23 protein-coding genes and 1 pseudogene are annotated in these 21,759 nt (G+C 72.6%); 5 read left to right on the forward strand and 19 right to left on the reverse strand.

The genetic code is table 11. The features are described 5' to 3' along the window. Positions 1 to 10 precede the first annotated feature (10 nt). Positions 11 to 1,753 (reverse strand): FAD-dependent oxidoreductase, encoded by a 1,743-nt coding sequence (locus FHX44_RS39505; protein WP_147260438.1) that lies wholly within the window; start codon positions 1,751 to 1,753, stop codon positions 11 to 13. A gap of 99 nt (positions 1,754 to 1,852) precedes the next feature. Here FHX44_RS39505 and FHX44_RS39510 point away from each other — a divergent pair, with 99 nt between their 5' ends. Next, positions 1,853 to 2,806 (forward strand): LysR family transcriptional regulator, encoded by a 954-nt coding sequence (locus FHX44_RS39510; RefSeq protein ID WP_147260439.1) that lies wholly within the window; start codon positions 1,853 to 1,855, stop codon positions 2,804 to 2,806. A gap of 299 nt (positions 2,807 to 3,105) precedes the next feature. Next, positions 3,106 to 3,924, forward strand: coding sequence for a DUF899 family protein (locus tag FHX44_RS39515; RefSeq protein ID WP_147260440.1), 819 nt, complete (start codon positions 3,106 to 3,108; stop codon positions 3,922 to 3,924). Between the two features lie 180 nt (positions 3,925 to 4,104). Here FHX44_RS39515 and FHX44_RS39520 read toward each other — a convergent pair whose 3' ends face one another. The 10 genes and pseudogenes from FHX44_RS39520 to FHX44_RS39565 form a co-directional block, all read right to left on the reverse strand. Beyond that, on the reverse strand, positions 4,105 to 5,355 hold the full coding sequence (locus tag FHX44_RS39520) for a Dyp-type peroxidase (protein WP_147260441.1): 1,251 nt from the start codon (positions 5,353 to 5,355) through the stop codon (positions 4,105 to 4,107). Next, positions 5,352 to 5,951, reverse strand: coding sequence for a copper chaperone PCu(A)C (locus tag FHX44_RS39525; RefSeq protein ID WP_147260442.1), 600 nt, complete (start codon positions 5,949 to 5,951; stop codon positions 5,352 to 5,354). The genes FHX44_RS39520 and FHX44_RS39525 overlap by 4 nt, the downstream gene beginning before the upstream one ends. Before the next feature lie 99 nt (positions 5,952 to 6,050). Then, positions 6,051 to 6,584: a hypothetical protein gene (locus FHX44_RS39530; RefSeq protein WP_147260443.1), complete on the reverse strand. Its 534-nt coding sequence runs from the start codon at positions 6,582 to 6,584 to the stop codon at positions 6,051 to 6,053. A gap of 100 nt (positions 6,585 to 6,684) precedes the next feature. After that, positions 6,685 to 7,215 carry a hypothetical protein gene (locus tag FHX44_RS39535; protein ID WP_147260444.1) on the reverse strand — a complete coding sequence of 177 codons (531 nt, stop codon included), beginning with the start codon at positions 7,213 to 7,215 and terminating at the stop codon, positions 6,685 to 6,687. Further along, on the reverse strand, positions 7,208 to 8,740 hold the full coding sequence (locus FHX44_RS39540; RefSeq protein WP_147260445.1) for a tripartite tricarboxylate transporter permease: 1,533 nt from the start codon (positions 8,738 to 8,740) through the stop codon (positions 7,208 to 7,210). Before FHX44_RS39540 ends, FHX44_RS39535 begins: the two co-directional genes overlap by 8 nt. Positions 8,741 to 8,803: 63 nt before the next feature. Further along, positions 8,804 to 9,919 (reverse strand): type 2 periplasmic-binding domain-containing protein, encoded by a 1,116-nt coding sequence (locus tag FHX44_RS39545; RefSeq protein WP_147260446.1) that lies wholly within the window; start codon positions 9,917 to 9,919, stop codon positions 8,804 to 8,806. A 58-nt stretch (positions 9,920 to 9,977) separates the two neighbouring features. Then, positions 9,978 to 11,693 carry a UGSC family (seleno)protein gene (locus tag FHX44_RS39550; protein ID WP_147260447.1) on the reverse strand — a complete coding sequence of 572 codons (1,716 nt, stop codon included), beginning with the start codon at positions 11,691 to 11,693 and terminating at the stop codon, positions 9,978 to 9,980. Between the two features lie 41 nt (positions 11,694 to 11,734). Then, positions 11,735 to 11,983, reverse strand: coding sequence for a hypothetical protein (locus FHX44_RS39555; protein ID WP_147260448.1), 249 nt, complete (start codon positions 11,981 to 11,983; stop codon positions 11,735 to 11,737). A 246-nt stretch (positions 11,984 to 12,229) separates the two neighbouring features. After that, a pseudogene (locus FHX44_RS43655) lies at positions 12,230 to 12,433 on the reverse strand (response regulator transcription factor); the annotation flags it as partial. A 115-nt stretch (positions 12,434 to 12,548) separates the two neighbouring features. Further along, entirely contained in the window at positions 12,549 to 12,815 is a 267-nt protein-coding gene (locus FHX44_RS39565) for a hypothetical protein (RefSeq protein WP_212612859.1), read from the reverse strand. 286 nt (positions 12,816 to 13,101) lie between these two features. Between FHX44_RS39565 and FHX44_RS39570 the strand changes: the two genes are divergently transcribed. Beyond that, positions 13,102 to 14,325: a sensor histidine kinase gene (locus FHX44_RS39570; protein ID WP_147260449.1), complete on the forward strand. Its 1,224-nt coding sequence runs from the start codon at positions 13,102 to 13,104 to the stop codon at positions 14,323 to 14,325. Then, complete coding sequence (locus FHX44_RS39575; RefSeq protein ID WP_147260450.1) at positions 14,322 to 14,999, forward strand: response regulator; 678 nt, start codon at positions 14,322 to 14,324, stop codon at positions 14,997 to 14,999. Before FHX44_RS39570 ends, FHX44_RS39575 begins: the two co-directional genes overlap by 4 nt. Here the strand turns inward: FHX44_RS39575 and FHX44_RS39580 are convergent. Further along, entirely contained in the window at positions 14,957 to 15,892 is a 936-nt protein-coding gene (locus FHX44_RS39580) for a CPBP family intramembrane glutamic endopeptidase (protein WP_147260451.1), read from the reverse strand. The two genes, FHX44_RS39575 and FHX44_RS39580, sit on opposite strands and share 43 nt — an antisense overlap. Positions 15,893 to 16,162: 270 nt before the next feature. On the opposite strand from FHX44_RS39580, the gene FHX44_RS39585 reads away from it, so the two are divergent. Then, positions 16,163 to 16,831, forward strand: coding sequence for a response regulator transcription factor (locus FHX44_RS39585; RefSeq protein WP_246170843.1), 669 nt, complete (start codon positions 16,163 to 16,165; stop codon positions 16,829 to 16,831). Between the two features lie 28 nt (positions 16,832 to 16,859). Here FHX44_RS39585 and FHX44_RS43660 read toward each other — a convergent pair whose 3' ends face one another. From FHX44_RS43660 to FHX44_RS39620, 7 genes are read right to left on the reverse strand one after another with little or no spacing between them, the layout of a single operon-like run. Continuing rightward, positions 16,860 to 17,618 carry a carboxymuconolactone decarboxylase family protein gene (locus FHX44_RS43660; protein ID WP_246170844.1) on the reverse strand — a complete coding sequence of 253 codons (759 nt, stop codon included), beginning with the start codon at positions 17,616 to 17,618 and terminating at the stop codon, positions 16,860 to 16,862. Positions 17,619 to 17,653: 35 nt separating this feature from the next. After that, entirely contained in the window at positions 17,654 to 18,343 is a 690-nt protein-coding gene (locus tag FHX44_RS39595; protein WP_246170845.1) for a GntR family transcriptional regulator, read from the reverse strand. A 2-nt stretch (positions 18,344 to 18,345) separates the two neighbouring features. Continuing rightward, positions 18,346 to 19,230 (reverse strand): NAD(P)-dependent oxidoreductase, encoded by an 885-nt coding sequence (locus FHX44_RS39600; protein ID WP_147260453.1) that lies wholly within the window; start codon positions 19,228 to 19,230, stop codon positions 18,346 to 18,348. Further along, positions 19,223 to 19,627: a 4-carboxymuconolactone decarboxylase gene (pcaC, locus tag FHX44_RS39605; protein WP_147260454.1), complete on the reverse strand. Its 405-nt coding sequence runs from the start codon at positions 19,625 to 19,627 to the stop codon at positions 19,223 to 19,225. Before pcaC ends, FHX44_RS39600 begins: the two co-directional genes overlap by 8 nt. Next, positions 19,624 to 20,019, reverse strand: coding sequence for a cupin domain-containing protein (locus FHX44_RS39610; protein ID WP_212612860.1), 396 nt, complete (start codon positions 20,017 to 20,019; stop codon positions 19,624 to 19,626). Before FHX44_RS39610 ends, pcaC begins: the two co-directional genes overlap by 4 nt. Before the next feature lie 5 nt (positions 20,020 to 20,024). After that, positions 20,025 to 20,930, reverse strand: coding sequence for an NAD(P)-dependent oxidoreductase (locus FHX44_RS39615; protein WP_147260456.1), 906 nt, complete (start codon positions 20,928 to 20,930; stop codon positions 20,025 to 20,027). Beyond that, complete coding sequence (locus FHX44_RS39620) at positions 20,927 to 21,757, reverse strand: SDR family NAD(P)-dependent oxidoreductase (protein WP_147261854.1); 831 nt, start codon at positions 21,755 to 21,757, stop codon at positions 20,927 to 20,929. Before FHX44_RS39620 ends, FHX44_RS39615 begins: the two co-directional genes overlap by 4 nt. Between the last annotated feature and the right edge of the window lie 2 nt (positions 21,758 to 21,759).

The raw sequence follows: 21,759 nt of genomic DNA on the forward strand, positions 1-21,759 counted from the left end.
GGTCCGGTCGTCAGTCGCGGGCGAGGACGGCACCGAGCACGCGCCGCAGCTGCGCTGCCGGGTCGGCCGCGAGGTCGGCGCAGCGCCATGCGACGTGCAGGTCCGGACGCACGAGCACGCAGCCGTCCTCACAGACCTCGCGCGCCCGCGCCCAGTCCTCGTAGAGGTCGATGTGCTCGCGGCCGGGGCCGATCACGTGCGCGGCGATCTCGACGTCCAGCTCTTGCGCGACCTTGGCGGCCGCCTCCGCCCACGGCTCCCCCGAGATGCCGGTGAGCAGGCAGAACCGGCCCTTCCCGGCCAGGTCGTGCGTGGAGACCCGCCGACCGTCGCGGCCCAGCCAGACGTGCGGCAGCCGCGCGCCCGGCCACGTCGTCGGGTGGTGGTACAGCTCGGGGTCGCGGGTGTACTCCGGCTCCGGGGTGCCGTCCGGCACCACCGCCGTCGACGCGTACCGCTGCCCCAGCTCCACGCCGTGGGCGTTGAACTCGTAGTTCTTGAGCTCGAGGGCCTTGCGAAGCGCCTCCCGCTGCCGGGCGGCCTCCGGCGTGTTCTCCGCGCGGGCCGCGATGTGGCGGCGCATCAGCTCCGGATCCGACTGGCCGATGAGCCCGAGCGCCTCGAAGATCGGTCCGAACTCCTCGATGCTCTTGTTGGCGCGCAGCACGATCTGCCTGCCGACCGGCGCGCGCTCGGCGTCGAAGGTGTCGAGCAACGCCTCCCCCGCGGTGCCGCGCAGCACGAGTGCGAGCTTCCAGGCCAGGTTGTAGGCGTCCTGGATGGACGTGTTGGAGCCCAACCCGTTCGACGGCGGGTGCCGGTGCACGGCGTCGCCCATGCAGAACACCCGGCCCGCGCGGTAGCGGGTGGCGTACATCTTGTTGTTGCCCCACAGCGAGATGGAGCGGATCGTCACCGGCACCGTCGGGTCGCCGACCAGCTCGTGGACGATTCGGGTGGCCATCTCGTCGTCCACCTCGGGCGGCGGCAGGCTGATGTCGTAGCCCCAGACGATCAGCCACTCGTTCCACGGCCGGACCATGCGCACCAGCCCGAGCCCGATCCCGCCGATGTCGGCACCGGGCTGCAGGACCCAGTACAGGACGCTCGGCCGGTGCGCCACCAGGTGGGACAGGTCGGCGTGGAAGACGATGTTCATCGAGCCCGCGAGGTCCATCCGCCCCTCGAACGGCAGCCCGACGTCGGCGGCCACCTGGCTGCGCCCGCCGTCGGCGCCGAGCACGTACTTCGCCCGGATCGGGAACTCCTGGCCGGTCGCCCGGTCCCGCGCCGTGACCGTGACCCCGTCGGCGTCCTGCACGAGCCCGACGTACTCGGTGTCGAAACGGATCCGGCTCCCCCGTGACGCCGCGTGCCCGATGATGATCGGCTCCAGGAACGTCTGCGGGATGTCGCAGTTCGGCGACGGGCTCGCGAGCAGGTAGTCCGACTCCCGCGCCGGGTCGGTCTCCCACGTGCGCACCCGACCGATCTCGTCGCCTGCGAGGCTCGTGCAGAACACCGTGTCGCCCATCAGCTCGTGGGGCGTGCCCTGGGCGAGCACGTCCTCCTCGATGCCGAGGTCGCGGAAGATCTCCATGGTCCGCTGGTTGGTGATGTGCGCCCGCGGGGTGTTGGCCGTCCAGCGGTACTTGGTGATCACCACGTGGTCGACGCCGAGCGTGGCCAGCGCGAGTGCGGCGCCGCCGCCTGCCGGTCCGCTGCCGATCACCAGAACGTCGGTCTCGATCACCGCGCGTCTCCCGTCGCCATCGTCGTGAGCTCCTTCACAGTGCAACCAACCGAGGCATTCGTCCAATACGCATCGCAACGGCCAGCCATACGATGCGCTATGGACCTGCGCCAGCTCCGGTACTTCCTGGCGGTGGCCGAGGAACGCTCCGTCACCCGCGCGGCGGCGCGCCTGCACCTCACCCAGCCCCCGCTCTCGGCCCAGCTGGGCCGGTTGGAGCACGAGTTGGGGGTGGAGCTGTTCGTGCGGCACCGCCGCGGCGTCGATCTCACGGAGGCGGGGCGGCAGCTGGTCGAGCACGCCCGGCGCGTGCTCGCCGACGTCGAGGCTGCGGCCGAGTCGGTGCGCCGCACCGGCCAGGGGCGCAGCGGACGCCTCGCGCTCGCCTTCGCACCGGCGATCGCCTGGTCGGTGCTGCCGCCACTGCTGCACCGCTTCCGCACCGCACTCCCCGAGGTGGACGTGCGGTTCCTGGAGGCCGGAACCGACGCGGTGGCCGAGCACGTGCGGGCCCGGCGCGCCGACCTCGGGCTGGTGCACCTCGCCCCGGGCGGCGCGGCCGGCGGCGTGGGACCCGACCTGGACGTGGCCGTGGTGCGGCGCGAACCGCTCGTCGCGGTCCTGCCGCGGGAGCGCGCGGCCCGGCTCGGTGAGCGGGTCGACCTCGCCGAGCTCGCGGGCGAGCCGTTCGTCGCCCCGGCGCGAGAGCTCACCGGAGGCCTCGGCGCGCACGTGCTGGGGGCGTGCCGGCTCTCCGGCTTCGACCCGGTCCTGCGCGAGGTCGACCTCGTCCAGACGGTCGTGGCACTGGTCGGCGCCGGGGTCGGTGTCTCGGTCCTGCCGGCGTCGGCGGAGCGGGTGTGCGGGCCGGACGTGGTCACCCGCCCGCTCGCCCGGCACGTCCCCGTGGTCGAGACCGGCCTGCTGCGCAGGCGCGCCGACCCGCCCGGTCCACCCGTGCAACGCTTCCTGCGCCTGGCTCTCGACACCCCCGAACCCGACGTGCTCGGGCCTGCGTACGCCCGCGTGCATCGCCCGCATCTCGAGACGTGAGCGGATCGAAGGGAGCCAGACTCTCTGCGCAGGAAGGACGTGCTGCTGATCTGTGATCTTCAGCCAGGGTTTACGACGAGGTCCCCGGCGGAGGCGAGGCGGGTCGAGGTCTGACCGCCGAGGCCATCCGGCCGGCCCGGATCCTGGTCCGGCTGATGCCGGACGCGCCGGCGCCGAGCGGGCTGCTCGCAGCTACCTGGAGCACCGCCGTCCCGAGATCTGAGAATTCTTCGGGGCCGATGTCCATGCCGGGCGGCTCCCTTCGTCGATGGGGCGAACCGAGACGAAGGGAGAGGTCCATGAGCATCGACCCGACCACGCCCGCGCCAGAAGTGGTCGACCGGAAAACCTGGCAGGCCGCGCTCGACGAGCTGCGGGTCCGGGAGAAGGCCCACACGCGCGAGGGTGACGCGATCGCCGCCGCGCGGCGGCGGCTCCCGATGGTTGAGATCGATCCCACGATCGCACTGGTCGGTCCGGACGGGCCGGTCACGCTGCTGGACGCGTTCGAAGGGCGCCGCCAGCTCGTCGCCTACTACTTCATGTGGCACCTCGGCCGCCCCTCGGCGGAGCAGTGCGAAGGCTGCACGCACTACACCACCCAGGTCGCCGAGCTGTCCTACCTGCATTCCCGCGACATCACCTACGCCGTGTTCTGCCAGGGTCCCCACGCCGAGAGCGCCCGTTACCACGAGTTCATGGGCTGGGACATGCCCTGGTACTCCGTGCAGGACTCGGCCGAGACCCTGCTGGCCGGCCGCCAGGTCGGCCTGATGTACCTGGTGAGCTACCTGCGGCAGGGCGACCGCGTCTTCGAGACCTACTGGACCACCCGCCGCGGTGTGGAGGCCATGGACTACAGCTACGCGCTCATGGATCTCACCACGTACGGGCGCCAGGAGCCGTGGGAGGACTCGCCACCCGGCTGGCCGCAGGAGTGGCAGGTCGACGGCTCCAGGCTGCAGAAGAACAACCTGCGGATGAACGGACGCCCCATCGCCCACTGGTCGCGGCTCGAAGCCGGCCGTTCCGACGACCTGACCGGCGGCGGCTCCGAGCCGCGAACTCCGGACGAGGGCCACCCGGCTTCGTCGTCGCCGGGGTGCTGTCACTCGTAAGACGCCGCTCGCCACGGCGTGCCTCGTTCTCCTCCGCGGTGAACGTGCTGCCGACGGAGGTCCGGATCGCCTGCGCGACGATCCGGACCTCCGCAGCACCTCGCCCGGGCGGGCGGCTACACCCTCGCCACCGCCCTCGTCATCGCTGCCGGTCGTCAGCCACGGCCGGCATCTCGGCGATCACGTTCCGAGGAGGCCCTGCCCGACGAACTCGCCTTCCGCGCACCCCGGTGGGATGACGAAGGCGGCCGACCCGACGTGGTTGATCCACAGGTTCATCACGTCGGACTCCGCGAGGCGGGCCTGCACCGGCACGAACGCGGTGGCCGCGTCCGCCTGGTAGGCGGCGAAGAGCTGCCCCGCGTCGGGCGCGCCGTCCGGGGTGGGCCCGTCGTCGTAGCTGTAGCCACGCCGCAGCATCCGCTCGGCCGGAGTGCGCGCCTTCGCCCGGACGACGTGGGCACTCGCCGGCACGATCGGCATGCCGCGCTCGTCCACCGCCCGCGGATCCACCTCGTCGAACTCGGTGCCGCCGGTCACCGGGGCGCCGGTGTCGAGCCGGCGGGCGAACGCCATCTCCTTCCCGTCCCGGCCGAAGTCGTCCCACGTGTCCAGGTCCATCCGGATCCGCCGCAGCACGAGCATGGTGCCGCCGACGAACCACGACGGGCCGTCGCGCACCCAGACGGCCTCGGCCAGCTCGGTGGAGCCCGGCTCGGGGTTGGCCGTGCCGTCGCGCTGGCCGAAGAGGTTGCGCGGCGTGGTCCCTGCCGGCTCGGACCCGCGGGCCGGGTTGAACCCCCGCTGGGTCCAGCGCACCGTGGCGATGCTGCGGGCGTCCCGGACCAGGCGTCGCACCGCGTAGGACAGCGGCACCGGGTCGTCGGAGCAGACCTGCAGCAGCAGGTCACCACCTGACCATCGCGGGTCGAGCCGGTCGGTCGGGAACGCGGGCAGCTGACGGACGACTGCGGGGCAGTCCTCCGTACGACCCACCGCGTCGAACAGCCCCGGACCGAACCCGAACGTCACCGTCAGCCGTGACGGCAGCGCGGGGAGCTCCTGGTCCTCGGCGGCGAGTGGAGCTCGCCCGCCCATCAGCCGCGCGGCGTCGTCCGTGAGCAACCGCAGCAGCCGGCGCACCTCGGCGGGCCCGCTGCCGGCGGCCAGATCGAGCCCGAGGAAGACGGCATGTGCCTGCGCCGGAAGGGTGTCTATTCCGGGCTGGTGGACACCGTGGAACGGAACGGTCTCCGCGCCCGGCGGCGCCACCGCGACCGGCCCGGCCTCCGGGTCGTCGTGCCGGGCCGCGAGCGCCGCGGCGGTGCCACCACCGACAGCGGCGGCGGCACCGCCCAGCAGCAGGGCCCGGCGACGGAACGAGGGACCCGGCCCGCTGTGCCCACCATTCGCTCGCTGACGCTCGGTCATCCGCCCTGCCCCGCCGAGGAGTGCACGTCGCCGGAGCCGCCGTCGTAGTTCTCCTCCCCACCGCTGGTCTCCTTCGCCAGGGCCGTGAAGCGGGTCGTGGAGCCGTCGGACAGCGAGATCGTGACGTCGACCTGGTCACCAGGGCGGATCGGCGACGCCAGATCCATGATCATGATGTGGTCGCCGCCCGGGGCGAGCACGCGCGGCGCGCCCGGCTCGACGACGAAGCCGTCGTCCTTCGGCCGCATCGTCATCGCACCGTCGCTGCCGGCGACGACCTCGTGCAGCTCCGTGCGCGGCGAGGCCGACGTCTGGGCGGACACGACGGTCACCGGTGTGGACCCGGTCGTGCTGAACGTGCCGAACACCGCCGTCATCCCCGACTCGGCGGTCTTGACCCACGGATCGGCGACCGTGACGGCGGCCGCCGGGACCGCGGCGGGTGCGGGGACCGCCGCGGATGCGACGTCGGATGCTGCGGCAGATGCTGCGGCGGACGGGGCGGCGGACGGGGCGCCGCACCCCGCGAGCCCGATGACGCATGCGGTCGTGACCAACAGGAGCGGCCCGCGACGCGGGCGTGCGGAAACAAGCATGTGAGATCCCTCGGCTTCGGTGTCCGGATCCGGCCGGGCAACGGGCCCGGGCCGGCGAAAACGCGTCGCGGCGCACCGAACCGGGGATCGGACCTCCGGTCAGGTTCGCGACGCGAGACACCGATCCGGCGGACCACGCCTGCTGAGGTCGTGCAGGGTCACCGCGGGACGCAACCGGGGAACGTCGCCCGGGGCGGCGATCACGAGCCGGCGCACCGGCAGGGGCCGGAACGGACGCAGCACCACCACCGGCACGAGCACCCGGGCGACACGCGTGATCAGCCGCTCGCCGCGGGCGAGGAGAACACCGAGGACGAGGGCCGCGACCGTGTGCGCGACGAGCATCGGCGGCGAGGGGAGATGGTTCCCGTGCGCCATGTGCGCAGGCGCGGCCATCACGAACGCGCCGTGCAGCACCACCTGGGCCGAGAGCAGCGCGACGGCCGTGGCGATCGCGCCGCGTGGCCTGCCGGCGAACGTCGACGAGGCCGCCTCGACGAGCACTCCCAGCAGCAGGAGCGCCAGGACGTCGGGGACCTCGCCGCCCGCGGTGACGTGCGCACCGAGGGACAGGCCCACGGCACACGCGGCGAACGCCGCGGAGCGGACGCTGCGGCCGCTCGACGTGGGCATGACCGCGGAGTCTACGACGGCCCGGTCCGCCGATTCACCGGAACGGGACGCACCGGCCGAGGCCCCGGCGCGTCGGTGGGGAGGGCGGGGTCCTTCGCGCTCAGCCGAGTCCCGTCAGGACCGCCGGGGGCATCTTGATCTCCAGCAGCACGATGAGCACGTTGAGCAGCACCCCGAACACGGCGACGGACACGACCACGAAGAGCCAGCTCTTCCTCGCCTGGAAACGCAGCAGCGCGACCAGCCAGATCAGTGACGCGTAGAAGAACGGGACCGCCAGCCCGAGCAGCGGTAGCGCCACCAGCCAGAGCGTCAGCGCGACGACCCTGCGCGCCACGCTCCCCGCCTCCCCGGGTTCGGCAGCGGATCCCGATCCGGCGTCGTCGTGGCCGTCGGAGACCGACGCGCCGATGTCGACGATCTCCCCCTCGGTCAGCGAGTGGCCTGCGCGGACCCGGAGGAGATCGGCGACGAGGTTGTAGCCGGCGGCCACCGTCCCGCTGAGGGCGATGAAGGCGGGGAACCAGTAGGTCGGGCTGCTGAGGGCCTGCAGGGAGATGGCCGCCGCGGCGAGGAAGACCGCGAGGACGACCCCGTCCGCCCAGATCCGTACCGCGCTCAGGTCAACCACGGTTGGCCTCCTCGGCCGGTTCGGTCATCGTCCGGGCACCCGCGAACCTGCCGAGGAGCCGGCCGAAGACGTCGGTGAACCCTGCGATCAGCGTGAGGACGATGAGGAGGCCGATGACGATGACCGAGGGCTGGGTCAACCAGCTCCACTCGTACCGGCCGACCGAGATCCAGAGGTAGCTCTCCGCGCCGGTCCCCAGGACGAACCCGATGAGCAGCGGAGGGCGTGGCCACTTGAGCGCCTGCATCAGCCAGGCCAGCAGGCCGATGACGATGACCGCCACCACGTCGCCCCACCGGACTCCGGCCTGGTAGGCCGCGATGACCATGATCACCAGCAGGAACGGGCCGTAGGTGTAGGGCTTCAGGAGGCTGATCTTGCTGAGCGTTCCGGCGAGCGCCGCGCTCGACATGGCCCCGATGGCGTTGGCGAGCACCAGCGTCCAGATGATCACGAAGATCAGGTAGAGGTTCTCGGCGCGCAGCATGCTCGGCCCGGTCGCGATCCCCATGGTCGCGAAACCGCCGAGGAGGATCGCGGCCGTCGCGCTCCCCGGGATCCCGAACATCAGGGTCGGGACGAGTACCCCGCCGTCCTTGGCGTTGTTGGCGGCCTCCGGGGCCATGACCCCGCGGATGTCCCCCTTGCCGAACTGGTCGCGATCCTTGCGCACCGCTTGCTTGGTCGCGCCGTAGGTGATCCAGTCGATGACGCTCCCGCCGATCCCCGGGACGATGCCGAGTGCGCTACCCAGGAGGGAGTTGCCGACGAGCACCCCCTTGTGGCGGAGGGCGGCGCGGGCGCCACGCAGCACGCCGCCACGCTGGTGCGCCAGCGTCCGTGCCACCGCCTGGTTCTGCGTGAGCAGCGACATGACGGACGGGATCGCGAAGAGCCCGACGGCGAGGACGGACAGGTCCAGCCCGTCGTAGAGGTAGAAGATGCCACCGACGAAGCGGTACTCGCCGGTCATCGACGCGCTGCCGATCGTCGCGAGCAGCATCCCGATCAGTCCCGACATGAACGCCGGGCCGACGGCGCCCCTGGCGAGCACCGCCACGAGGCTGAAGCCCAGCAGCGTCAGCATGAACAGCTGCGGGGACCCCATCCCGACGATGATCGGGCGGGCGAGCGGGATCAGCACGAGGAGGACGACCGCGCCGATGAACCCGCCGAGCATGTTGGAGGTGAAGGCGGCGCCGAGCGCGACGTTGGCCAGACCCTTGCGGGCCATCGGATAGCCGTCGAGAACGGTCGCCTGTGACGCGGCGGTCCCGGGGACACCCATCAGGACCGACGGGAACGTGTCACCGATCGTCGTGGCGGCGTTGAGGCCGATGAGCATGGCGATGCCGCTCGCAGGCTCGAGCCCGACGATGAGCGGGAGCAGCACCGCCATGCCGGTGAGCCCGCCGAGTCCCGGGATGAGCCCCAGCACCAGGCCGATCGCCACGCCGATGAACAGCCAGACGAGGTGCTGAGGGCTGACCAGGATCTGCAGCGCCTCGATCGCGGATTCAAGCACCGGTCATCGGTCCGTTCATCTCCGGCACGACTCCTGTCATCCGAGCTGCGGGGATCAGCCGGCTCATGCGGTCGTCCGTGCCAGGTAGTCCTCGACCCACGTCACCGACGCGGGCGGGAGCTGGAGGATCCGGTCGATGGAGGCCTTGACCTCGTCCCCGACCTGCGGCGGTGAGTGGACGCCCAGGAGCTTCACCGCCTCGCCGTTGAACTCCTCGTCGGCGACGAGCTTCTCCACCGCCGTGCGCAGCGCGACCCGGGCCTCCTCCGGAGCGTCGCCGTGGATCCAGTAGGTCCGCAGCAGGTTGGTCTGGGCTGCGGTGAGGGCGGTGTAGGTCTCCCAGCCGATCCCCTCCGGCTTCTTGCCGGTGAGCGTCTCGTAAGCCTCGGGAATCGTGGGCAGATCCGGGAAGGCCGGATCCCGCACGACCCGGCCGTCCACGACGTACCCCTGGGTCATCAGGGGGACGATGGAGCCCTCGTCCTCGAGTTGCTTCACGTTCTGGAGGTAGTGCGTCGACGTCGAGTTCCCGATGGTGAGCTCCCCGCGCATCACCGCCGCCGTGATGGCGCCACCGCCGTCGTAGCCCATGAGCGGCTCGAACCGGGCCAGGCCCATCTCCTCGAGCGCGAACGTGCGCACGGCCTCGGACGCGTTGAGCTCGAGACCGCCGTAGAAGATCGGGATCGTCGGGTCCTTCAGATCCTGGAGGGAGTTGATCCCGGCCTGCGTGCTACCGAAGATGATCATGGTGCCGCCGAAGCCCACGAGGGCCTCGTAGCCGGCCAGGTCGAACTGGATCCCCTCCTTGTCGAACTTGGTCGCGGTGACGAGCGCGCCCGAGCTCATCGCCAGGTTCAGGCCGTCGTGCTCGGTCCGCTCGAAGCGGTTGATGCCGTCCTTCTGCGCACCGCCGGGCACGTTCTCGACGATGATCTCCGGCCGGCCCTCGATGTGCTGCGACAGGTAGCGGGCCAGCATCCGGCTGTAGGTGTCGGAGGCCCCACCGGCGTCGAACGGGACGATGAGGTTGATCTCCTTGCCCTCGTAGAACGGACGGCCGTCGTCGCCGCCGGTCCCGCCGCCTGCGCCGGTGTTGGTCACCCCGCAGCCGGCGATGAGGAGGCCGGCCGCCGCCACGACCGCCCATGCGGGCGCTGTCTTCCGATTCGACCCCATTGTCTTCCCTCGCCTCGTCGTTGAGTGGGAGCACGCTCGTGGCAGAACTGGCGTGTGGTCAGGCGTGCCGGGACACCCAGTCCGCGCGCACGGCCGCCGTGACCGGCGGGAGCGCGGTGGGCATCAACAGGTCCTTGCCGCGGGTGGACCCGCAGACCGCGAGCACGTACTGGTCCCGGTCCCGGACCACGGGAAGCGTCCGGCTCGCCTGCTCGTCCTCGCTGAGCTCGAACACCCAGTCCCACTCCGGGAACGTCTTCCCGTCCACGTGCAGCTTCCGCCACTGCTCGACGACGCGGGAGAGCGGCTGGTGGCCGAACTCGAACAGCAGGTCCCGGAACTGCTCCTTGCCGATCCCGCCTTCCGCCAGCGCGTGCGCGTGCGGTGGCGCGACGAGCAGCAGGCGACCGCTCGGGGACTCCTTGGCCTTCTCCCCGCCGAACAGGCCGGAGAAGTAGCCGCCCTGCACGCTGTCGAAGGAGCTGATCGAGCGCGCGAGCTGGCGGGCGTCCAGGTGCCCCTGGAACCCGACATCGGTCTCGCCCAGGGTCACGAACAGGGACACCGTGCTCTCGTCGGCTCCGTACCCGGCGTCCACGTGGAACGGGGTCCACGGGCTCTCGTCGACGTTCTCGCTGACGACGATCACGTTCTTGCGGACCGAGCCGATCGTGTCCATGTCCAGCACGCCGGGGTACCACGCGCCGAGGTTCTTGAGCGCGAGGGTGACGGCGCGGCCGATCCGGAGGTTCACCTGGTTCTGCGCCCCGGGCCCGACGCACGCGCGGCCGCCGTTGATCCCGAGCTCGCGGGCGACCGGCCCGTTCACCAGCACGAACGGGGCATGGGCGCTCGTCGACATCAGCACCGTGCGCAACCGCACCTGCTGCTGCGGGTCGTTGAAGGCCCGCAGGACGGCCTCGACGACCGCCATCTCCTGCGCCGTGGCACCCGCCATGGCGCAGGCGACAGCGATCTTCCGCGGGGTGACCTGCCCGTTCCCGGGCGGCAGCGTGTACAACACGTCGTCCGCGTCGGCGACACCGTCCAGCAGGCGGTCCACCGCCGCCTCCGTCGGCGGCAGCAGCGGGTACCCGTCACCCCAGTCGCGCTCGGTGAAGTAGCGGTTGAACTCCGCGAACAGCTCGACGGGGCTGTCCGCGCTGACCGGGATGACCGCAGGCGAGACGACATGCTCGCCTCCCCCGCCCGCCACGTGGGGCCGACCCTCGAGCCTGTCGACGATGGCCGGCAGCGCGTCCAGCGACTGCCGGATCGACACCTCCTCGGTCGCGTTGTTGTAGACCCACGGCACCACGACGCGCTGCACGTCGGGGAGCGCGAAGGCCCGGGCACTCGCCTCGACGTCCTCCTCGAACCCCTTCGACACGACGACGACCGCGGGGACGCCCGCCCGCTCCAGCGCGATGACGTCGTGGGTCATCCAGGAACTGCAGGACCCGCAGTCGGCCGTGCACCCTATGACCACGGTGCACTCGGCGGCGGCCTGCTCGAGGAGCTTCCTGTCGCACGGGATGGAACCGCTGTAGAACCGGGTGCGCAGTCCCTCGAACTGCGACTCCAGGGCCGCGCCGATCGCGCGCAGGGCGACGTCCCCGTTGGGCTTGCCGTTCCAGAGCAACCCCACCGTCTGCCCGTCGAGCCTGCGCGGGCGCGGCGAGAGCCCCGCGACGTCCGTCCCGTACCTGTCCGCGGTCGGGTTCAGCACGTGCCAGCGATGACTCCCGGCCTCCACAGTGGACGATGCCGTCATCTGATCCGTCTCCCTTGACGTCGAAGCGGGTGGGGCGGGGGTCATCCCCGGGGGGACCGGATCTGCAGCGAGGTCAGCTCGATGCCCTGCGCCCGCACGGCCTCCTCGAGGAAGGCCCGGACCATGGGCTCGTCGATGGTGCACGCCGCGCACTTGTCGGCCGGTGCCTGCCGGAACGCGACGACCAGCGCGCCGGCCTCCGGGTCGAAGGCCTGGAAGTCCAGCGCTCCCCCGTCGCGCCGAACGATCTGCCCGATGTCCTCGACCGCCCTGCGAAGCTCGGTGCTCACGCGTTCCACGACCGGTACCCCTTCCCGTGACGTGCCCACGGCGATGCAACGGCGGATCGTTCGCACTGCGGTCCCCGACGACTCGTGGACCCACGCCAGGCACCATGTGGATCAGAGGCTGATTGGCTGAGCCTCTCTCACGAGCCGCCGACGGGGCAACCGTCGTACGTCCTGTACGGGACCTTCGTTTGTCTCGGTCCGATTGACCGATCCGGGGGCAGCCGGTGCCCGTCCGGGGCCGCGAGTCCGGCGGGTGGCCGCGATCCCGTCCAGCACCGGCACCCGGATGTCCATCAGGATCACGTCCGGGCGGGTCTCGGACGCCAACGCGACGGCCTCCGCAACGTCGGCGGCCTCGCCTGCGACCTCGAGACCCGGCGCGGCGGTGAGCAGGGCGACGAGCCCGCCCCGGACCAGAGCCTGGTCGTCGACGACGAGTACCCGGATCATCGACTCCCCCGTGGGCGGCGGGCGAAGGCGCTCGCCGGCCCGACGCAACGCGATCGCCCCGCCGTGCGGAGTGGGAACAGGTCGGCGGGCCGGCGATCGCCGGCACCGCTACGCATCACGCATCCGGGTTCCTCGGCGGTCTGCCGCCCCCGGTCCTGGCGCGGTGGCGGTAGTGGTCGCGGACCAGCAGCGCACCGAGCGCGAGGGCGACGACGCCGCCGAACGTCACCCCGACGGCGGTCGGCAGCGACGAGACCGACGTGACGGCGTTGGCCGTGAGGGCGATGACGAGGAGCGCCCACAGGAGCGGGCGCCGGAGGCCGCGCGCCGGCGGATCCGGCGTCTCGCGGGGCGCACCGGGGTCGAGTGGATCGCTGGTCATGGAAGGCACCTCTCGTCCGGGGGCGGTCCCCCCTTGGCGTCGATGCCGTCCAGCGTGGCCGCGCCGCTCCCGGGACACATCGTTCCGAGGTGCGCAGTTCCCCGTCACCAACTTCCGATGGAGACGGAGCGGGCCATGATCGGCGGACTGCCGCCGTGCCGGATGATGGCAACGGGCGCCGCGCGACGCGGACGTACCGCCCGGCGACGATCGACGAGCACCACCGCGGAGGCGGACCGTGTCCCGACCCGTCCAGGCGTCACGACGTCCTGTCCCGCTCCACCCGGTGACCGCGGCCGTGTGCGGGCTCGTCTCGATCGCCATGCTGCTCGCCCTGCCGGCCGTCGCGGGCACCGACCCGGACGCCCACGCGCTGCCCCGCCCGGGTGGCGCGGGGTGGTGGACGATGGTCGCGGTCCTGGTGCTGCAGGCCACGGCGCTGGCCTGGGTCCGCAGGTTCCCCGCGACGGTCCTGCCGGGGTTGGCCGCGGTACCGCTGGTGCTCGCCTGGGTCGCCCCGGGCGCGGCGTTCAGCCTGACCGCCGTTGCCGAGCTGGCCGGGGTGTTCCTCGCCGTCGCCCACCCGGCCCGCCGGCCGTGGATCGCACTGGTGGCCACGGCTCTGCTGCTGGCGACAGGGCAGTTCCTCAACGAGGTCCGCGGCGGCACATCGGACATCGCCGCGGCGGCCACCGGCGCGCTGCTGCAGGCACTCGTCGTCGTCGGGTTGCCGCTGCTGCTCGGGCTGGCGATCGCCGGGCAGCGCGAGGCGCGCGAGGCCCGCGACCAGGAGGTGCAGGCGCTGCGGCGCGAGCAGGACGCCCTGCTGCAGGCCGCGGTGTCGCGCCAGCGCGTGGCGATGTCGCGGGAGCTGCACGACATCGCCGCCCACCACATGTCCGGTATCGCGCTGATGGCCGCGGCGATGGACGGGCAGATCGACGCCGACCCCGCCGCGGCGAAACGCTCGGCGCGCCAGGTCCGCGAGCAGAGCCGTGCCGTCCTGGACGACCTGCGGCGGCTGGTCGGACTGCTGCGAGAGGACGCCGACGCCGCCCGGCCGGTGGAGACCCTGGACGCCGTGTCCGCGCTCGTCGAGACCCGCCGGGCCGCGGGACTCGAGATCGACCTCGTCGTGCTCGCAGGAAGCCCGGGATCCGGCGCGGGCCTGGGCCCGCTCGCCCAGCTCGTCGCCTACCGGATGGTGCAGGAGTCGCTGGCCAACGCCGCGGCACACGCACCGGGGGCGCCGTGCGCCGTCGAGATCGGGGGCCCGCACGGCGGCCGGGTCACGATCGCCGTGCGCAACGGCGCGGCTGCCGGGCCCGACCCGGGCCGCGGCGGCGGGTTCGGACTGGTCGGCATGGCCGAACGGGCACAGCTGGTCGGGGGCGAGCTCACCTACGGCGCCACCACTGACGGCGGCTGGGAGGTCCGTCTCACGCTCCCGGTCGAGGCCCCGATCAGTACGATGCGCGCGCCCGCGCCGCTCCCGGAGGCCCATGCATGATCCGCGTACTCATCGCCGACGACCAGCACCTGGTGCGCTCCGGCCTCGCGGCGCTGCTGGGCGCCGAGACCGACATCGAGGTGGCAGGCGTGGCCCCGGACGGGACGGAGGCGCTGGCGATGGCCCGCGACCTGGTGCCCGACGTCGCCTGCCTCGACATCCGGATGCCCGGCCGCAGCGGGATCGAGGTGGCCCGCGAGCTGTGCGCCCCCGGCGCCGATCCCCAGGTGCCGGTCCTCGTGCTGACGACGTTCGATCTCGACGACTACGTCTTCGGCGCGCTGGAGGCCGGGGCGTCGGGGTTCCTGCTCAAGGACGCGCCGCCGGAGACCATCGTGCACGCCGTCCGCCAGGTCGCGGCCGGTCAGGGCACCATCGACCAGACGCTCACCCGCCGCATCCTGCGCGAGTTCGTCCACCGCCGCCGCCTGCAGCCGGTGACGGGCCGGCGCGCCGAGGACCTGCTCACCCCCCGGGAGCACGAGATCCTGCTGCTGCTCGCCCAGGGCATGTCGAACGACGACATCGCCCGCACCCTCGTCGTCGAGGTGTCGACGGTGAAGTCGCACCTGGCGCGGATGCTGCCCAAGCTCGGCGTGCAGTCTCGGCTGCAGGCGGTCGTCTGGGCCTATCAGAACCGCGTCGTCGCCGTCCCCGAGGCGGGCGCCGGGTAGCCGAGCCGCCCGCGGGTCCCGGCCAGGACCAACACGGCGGCGACGACCGCTCCGGCCGCCAGTGCGTGCGACGCCTGGTACGCGTCGATCGTCGGGAACGTCTCCGTCCACAGGATCGAGGCGAAGTTGTTCACGCTGACGTGCAGCAGCATGGCCAGCGGCAGGCTCTCCCCGGTGCGGTTGAACACCCAGGTCATCACGATGTTGAACGTGATGCAGAACACGACGAAGGCCACGGGGTGGGTCCAGTCCGCATCCGGCCAGCCACCCCACTCGGTCAGGAACAGCGGCATGTGCCAGACCGCCCAGAGCGGTCCCAGCACCATCGACCCGGCCAGCGGCCCGAAGCGGCGCTGCAGGCGGGGCAGCGCGAAGTCGCGCCATCCGGGTTCCTCGGCGAGCCCGGTCGTGATCATCTGCAGGAGCAGCCCCGGCACGTAGGCGGCGACCGCCATCGCCGACGGGGTGCTCACCCGTCCGCCGGAGAAGACGTAGCCGATGACGAGCATGGCGGCGGGGACGCCGAGCAGGGTCACCGCGTACCAGTGCCAGGGGACCCGCCAGCGCCACATCCGCCCCACCCACCGCCGCAGCCCGGCCCGCCCGTCGGCGACCGCGGTGACGAACAGCGCCGCCGCGATCGGGCCGAGGTAGGCCCCGGGCAGCACCCCGAGGAGCTGGCTCGTGCCCAGGACGTCGGGGAACCGGTAGCTCCAGACCCCGATGCCGTTCCGGGAGAGGATGTAGGGCACCCATGCCAGCCAGCTCATGACGGTGGCGAGCACGAAGAAGCTGAGCAGCGGGTGGCGCCGCACCGGCCCGAGCACTCCCCCACCACGCCCTGGCCGCGTCGCGGGACCGGCCGGCTGCGTGCTCCTGTCCGAGATCGTCATGGCTCGAAGTCTCGAATCCGGCGAGGCCCGGAACGAGATGCGAAGGACCGAAGGCCCTTGATGCCATCGAAAGGTGCAGGAGGTCGCGGGAGGGCACGGGCCGGCGGGTGGGTTCATGGTTTCGCCGGTGACCGCCAGTAGCAACGCGGCAGCCCCGGAAGAAGCACGCGCCACTCACACGGGTGCGCCGGCGGCCATTCGGGTAACGCCCACCGGCCCCTGTCGTTGCACGGGAATCAGGGACCGCGTCAACTGGACAGGAGGGGCGCGATGGCCGGCGATGTGGGGAATGAGATCGAGAACCCATCTCGATCCGTCGATGTGATGTCGGCACCGTCGCTCCAGAAATCCGTTCCGACGACGATCCTCATCTGCGACGCCCGACGAACCGTGCGCGAATCACTCGCCCGGGCCACATCCGACATTCCCGGGGTGCAGCACATCGAATGTGCCGCGCGCAGCGACGAATTGCTGCTCACGTACCGGAACCGACCCGCGGCCCTCGTTCTCATCGGCGTCCAGCGCGACAATCCGGGCGGAGTCGAGACCACGCGGCGCTTCCTCGCGACGTATCCGCGCGCCACCACGCTGGTGTTCGGCTCCTCGACGGATACGACCGGTCTCGCCGCCGCGATCGCAGCCGGTGCCCACGGTTGCCTGCGCTGGGACACGTCGAACCCGGGATCCGTGACGCTCCCGCAGGCCCTCCCGAATGCCGGAGCGAGGACCCCGGCGGGCGCTCCCGCACGGCTCACCGAACGTGAGCTGCAGGTGCTGCGCGGCATGGTCCAGGGCAAGAGCAACGGCGAGATCGGCCGCGAACTGTACCTGTCACAGGACAGGATCAAGACGCACACGCGCAGACTCTTCCGCAGGCTCGGCGTAGGGGGCCGCGCCGAAGCCGTCGCCCACGGGATTCGCCGGGGTTTCGTCAGCTGACGACCGTGACGACCGTCAGCCGGATCTGTCAGCCCCGCTGTGCCGCGATCTCGGCCAGGATCGGTGTGGCCGTGGTGGCGGCGTGGATGCCGATGACGGACACGATCGCCAGCACCTCCATGATCTCGCCCGCGGTGGCGCCCAGCCGGACGGCGTTCTGCATGTGCAGCTTCAGCCCCGGCACGTAGAGGTGGGTGGCCGATGCGTCGAAGGCGATGTAGATCAGTTCCTTGACCTTCGGCGGGAGGGTGCCGGTGCGCCATGGCACCGAGGAGAACTCGGTGTAGGCCTCGAACAGGTCGGGGTCGAGCTCCAGCAGGCCGTCCCAGAACTCGTGCCAGTAGCCGCGGTTGGCGGTGAACTCGGCCTTGAGCCGCTCGCGGCGCTCGTCCAACGGGGCCGGGCCGTCGCGCAGCCCCTCCTCCTGCAGCACCTCCAGCAGCAGCGGCACGCCGATGTTGCTCGCGTGGATGCCGAGGGTGGAGGTCAGCTCGATGACCTCCATGATCTCCTCGCGGGTGGCGCCGTGCTCGAACGCCGCGGCGACGTGCTGGCGGATGCCCGGCTCGTAGAGGTGGGTGGCCGCGGCGTCGGCCGCGATGTAGACGAACTCCTTGACCTTGGGCTCCAGGTGCGACTCCCCCGTCCAGGGGACGGCGGAGAAGCCCAGGTACGCGCGCACGAACTGGGGATCGATCTCCAGCATGCGCTGCCACGGCTCGCCCCAGGTGCCCCGCACCTTCACGAACTCGTCCTTGATCTGCTGCTGCTCGGGCGTGAGCGACACGGGACTCCTCCAGGGAGTGGGAAGCGGAGAGGGGATCAGGAGTGCAGGCGCGCGAGCGCGGTGCTCGCCGCGTTCTGGATGTGGCGGGCGCAGGCCGCCGAGGCGGCGTCGGCGTCGCCCGCCTCGACCGCGTCGACCACGGCGCGCAGCTCCGCGGCCGCCTCCCGCGGCCGGCCCGGCACGGCGAGCGACGTGGCCCGCAGCAGCCGCACCCGGGCCTGCAGCCCGGCGAGCGTCTCCTGCAGCGGCCGGCTGCCCGACCCGGCGAGCAGCACCTCGTAGAAGCGGTCCTTGGCGTACAGCTGGTCCTGAGGGTCCGCCGCGTCGGCGGTGCGCTCGATCTCGGCGACGGCCGCGCGCAGCGCCGCCACCTGGTCGGGCGTGGCCCGCTGCACGAACCGCTGCACCGCGAGCGCCTCGAGCGAGGCGCGCATCTCGTAGAGGTCGGCGGCGTCGTCCGGGGTCAGTGCGGTGACGATCGCGCCGCGCTGCGGCACCACCGTGACCAGCCCTTCCACGGCGAGCTGCCGCAGCACCTCGCGGACCGTGGCGCGGGAGACGCCCAGCTGCTCCACCAGCTCGCGCTCCACGAGCCGTTGGCCCGGCTGCAGCCGGAACCCGAGTATGGCGTCGCGCACCAGCGTGACGACCTGCTCGCGCAGCGGCGCGGCGACACGGCCGATCTGGTCGGCGGACCACACCGACGACGCCGGGCTGCCGGTCACGCTCACCCTCCCCTCTCCTGCCGCAACCATCGCACGATCTCCGTGTGGTCCGCAGCCGGCCCCAGCGCCTCGGCCGCCTCGGCCCACAGCTCGACGGTGCGCGCGGCGAGCGCCGACGGCGCGCCGGTCGCCTCGGCCAGCCCCAGCGCGATCCGGATGTCCTTGAGCATGAGCCCGAGGGCGAACCCGGAGTCGAACGTGCCGGGCAGCACGAAGTTCGGCCACTTGTTCTCGGTGGACCCGCTGCGACCGCTCGAGCCGTTGACGGCCTCCAGCATCACGGCCGGGTCCAGCCCGAACCGCTGGCCTGCGAGCAACGCCTCCGAGCTGGCCAGGAGGTGCGCGGCGGACATCAGGTTGTTGAGGGCCTTCAGCGCGTGCCCCGCCCCCACCGGGCCGACGTGGCGCATCCGGCCGAGCACGCCGAAGAGCGGCACGAGTGGGGCGACGACGTCCTCCGGCCCGCCCACCATGATCGTCATCGTGCCCGCGGTGGCCCCGGAGACGCCGCCGGACACGGGCGCGTCGACGAGCACGGCGCCGCGCTCGGCGACCTGCTCGGCCAGCGCGCGCGTCCGCAGAGGCTCGGAGGAGCCCATGTCGACGAGCACGGTGCCCGGCTCGAGCGCGTCGAGCAGCCCGGCGCCGTGCACCACGGCGTCCACGACGTCGGAGTCCGGGAGCATGAGCACCACGACGGGGACGCCATCGGCCACCAGCGGGGCCTTCTCCACCTGCGTGACGACCCGGTCGAGCTCCGGGCGCGGCGCGCTGTCGTACCCGCGCACCGCGACCCCGGCCGCGGCCAGCCGCCGCACCATCGGCGCGCCCATGCGGCCGAGCCCGACGAACCCCACGGCCTGCGGGAGGCCGGTCCGCTCAGCCATCGCCGCGCTCCGCCGCGATCTCAGCGTCGATCTCGGCGAGCACGCGCTCGGCCACCCGGAACGACTCCAGCGCCGCCGGCACCCCGCAGTAGATCGCGGCCTGCAGCAGGGCCTCCTGGATCTCGGCCTCGGTGGCGCCGTTGGTGACCGCACCGCGCACGTGCACGCCGAGCTCGTGGTTGCGTCCCAGCGCCGTGAGCATCACCAGGTTGAGCAGGCTGCGGGTGCGCCGGTCCAGCCCGGGACGGCCCCACACGTCGCCCCAGCAGGCGCGCGTGACGAACTCCTGCACCGGCCGGGAGAACTCGCTCACCGCGGCGAGCGAGCGCTCGACGTGCGCCTCGCCGAGGACCTCCTTTCGGATCCCGAGCCCCTGCTCGTAGCGCTGGTCGGTCATCGTTCTGCCCCCCGGTAGTCGTCCTCGGCCACCTCGTCCAGCCACACGGTCGGCCCGAGCGACACCGCGAGGTGGGTCATCACCGTGTCGGGCGTGCCCCCGTGCCAGTGCCGCTCCCCCGGTGGCACCCACACGACGTCCCCCGCGCGGATCACCTGCGGCCGCTCGCCGTGCGTGCAGACCCAGCCGAGGCCTGCGGTGACCACGAGGATCTGGCCTGCGGTGTGGTGGTGCCAATAGGTCCGCGCACCCGGGGTGAACGTCACCGAGTTGATCGTGTTGCCCTCGGCGGTGGTGGGCAGCACCGGATCGCCCCACACCGTGCCGGTGAAGGTCTCCGTGCGGGCTTGCGTCGGCGTGGTCTCGGGGGCCCGCCCCCGGACGATCTGCACTGCTCTCATCCCTCCGTCTGGTCGTGCACACGGACTCCGCCTGCCACGTCGCCGATGGCGTCGACCACGCGGTTGCTGATCTGGTCGCCGTAGCCGAGGTTCTCGGCGAGCCCGAAGCTCGCCAGCGGCCCGGCGGCGTTGAGGCTCGGCACCCCGAGCCTGCCGACGAGCTCGACGTAGAGCGCCACGTCCTTGGTCATGAGCCTCCCGGTCAGCCCGCCCTCCAGGTAGTCCCCGCGCACGATGTGCGGGAACCGGTTGCTCGTCGCCCAGTTCGCCCCGCTGCTGGAGTTGAGGACGTCGAGGAGCACCGGCAGGTCGAGCCCCGCCTTCCGGGCGGCCACCATCACCTCGGCGGTGGCCGCGAGGGACACCGCGTTGAGGAAGTTGTTGAGCAGCTTGGCGGTGTGGCCCGCCCCGGAGGCGCCCATGTGGTGCACGTGGGCGGCGATCGGCTCGAAGACCCAGGCGATCTCCGCCAGCGCGTCGGCGTCGCCCCCGGCCATGATCGTCAGCGTGCCCTTCTCCGCGGCGGCCGCCCCGCCGGAGATCCCGGCGTCGAGGTAGCGGACGCCTGCGGCCGCCGCCTCGCCGTGCAGCGCCGCGGTGGACGCCGGGGAGGCGGTCGAGAGGTCGACGATCGTGTCGCCGGGCCGCGCCGCCGCCAGCAGCCCGTCCGGGCCGCGGACCACCGGCTCCACCACGTGGCTGTCCGGCAGGGACATCAACACCACCCGGGCCCGCCCGGCCACCTCCGCGGGCGAGGCCGCCGAGGTGGCGCCCGCCGCCTCGGCCGCACCGGGCCGCGGGTCGTACCCGACCACCTCGATCCCGGCGTCGGCCAGCCGCCTGGTCATCCGCCCGCCCATGTTCCCCAGGCCGACGAACCCGACCGTCCGCGCCCCGCTCACGAGAACCACCCCGGGTGCATCCGCTCGTCGCCCGGCCGCGGGTCCCACGCCCCCGCCCCGCCGGAGGGCCGCACGGTGTTCACCGCGGCCGCCCCGCCGTCGACGGAGACCACCTCGCCGGTCATGTACGCCGCCCCGTCCCCCAGCAGGAACGCGACCACCGAGGCGATCTCCTCGCCGGTGCCCGCCCGCCGCAGCGGGGTGGTGGAGGCGCGCCGCACCATGTCGTCCCCGCCGCCGGGCCCGGTGCCCGCCCCCGCGAACAGCGCGGTGGGCACGATGCCCGGCGCCACGGCGTTGACCCGCACCCCGATCGGACCCCCGTACAGCGCGGCACCCTTCAACACGCCGAGCACGCCGTGCTTGGAGGCCTGGTAGGCGAGCAGGTCGTCGCTGCCGCGCAGGGACGCGATCGAGGCGGTGAGCACGATCGCCCCGCCGCTGCGCTGCTCCTCGTACCGGCGGAACGCCGCCCGCACCCCGAGGAACACCCCGCGCAGGTTGATCCCGATCACCCGGTCCCAGTCGGCGACCGACAGCTCGGTCAGCCGGGTCAGCGGGCCCGGAATCCCGGCGTTGAGGTGGTGCAGGTCGATGCGCCCGAACGCCGCGACGCCCGCGGCCACCGCGGCGTCGACGTCCTCCTCGCGCGACACGTCCCCGGTGCACACCACGGTCTCCACCGGCAGGTCGGCGGCCAGCGCCTTCAGGCGGTCGCCGTCGACGTCCTGCAGGACGAGCCGCACCCCCTCGGCCGCGAGCCGCCGCGCGCTCGCCGAGCCGATTCCGCCCGCCGCCCCCGTGACGAGGCCGACCTTCCCCTCCATGC

The organism is Pseudonocardia hierapolitana (assembly GCF_007994075.1).
Taxonomy (GTDB): domain Bacteria; phylum Actinomycetota; class Actinomycetes; order Mycobacteriales; family Pseudonocardiaceae; genus Pseudonocardia; species Pseudonocardia hierapolitana.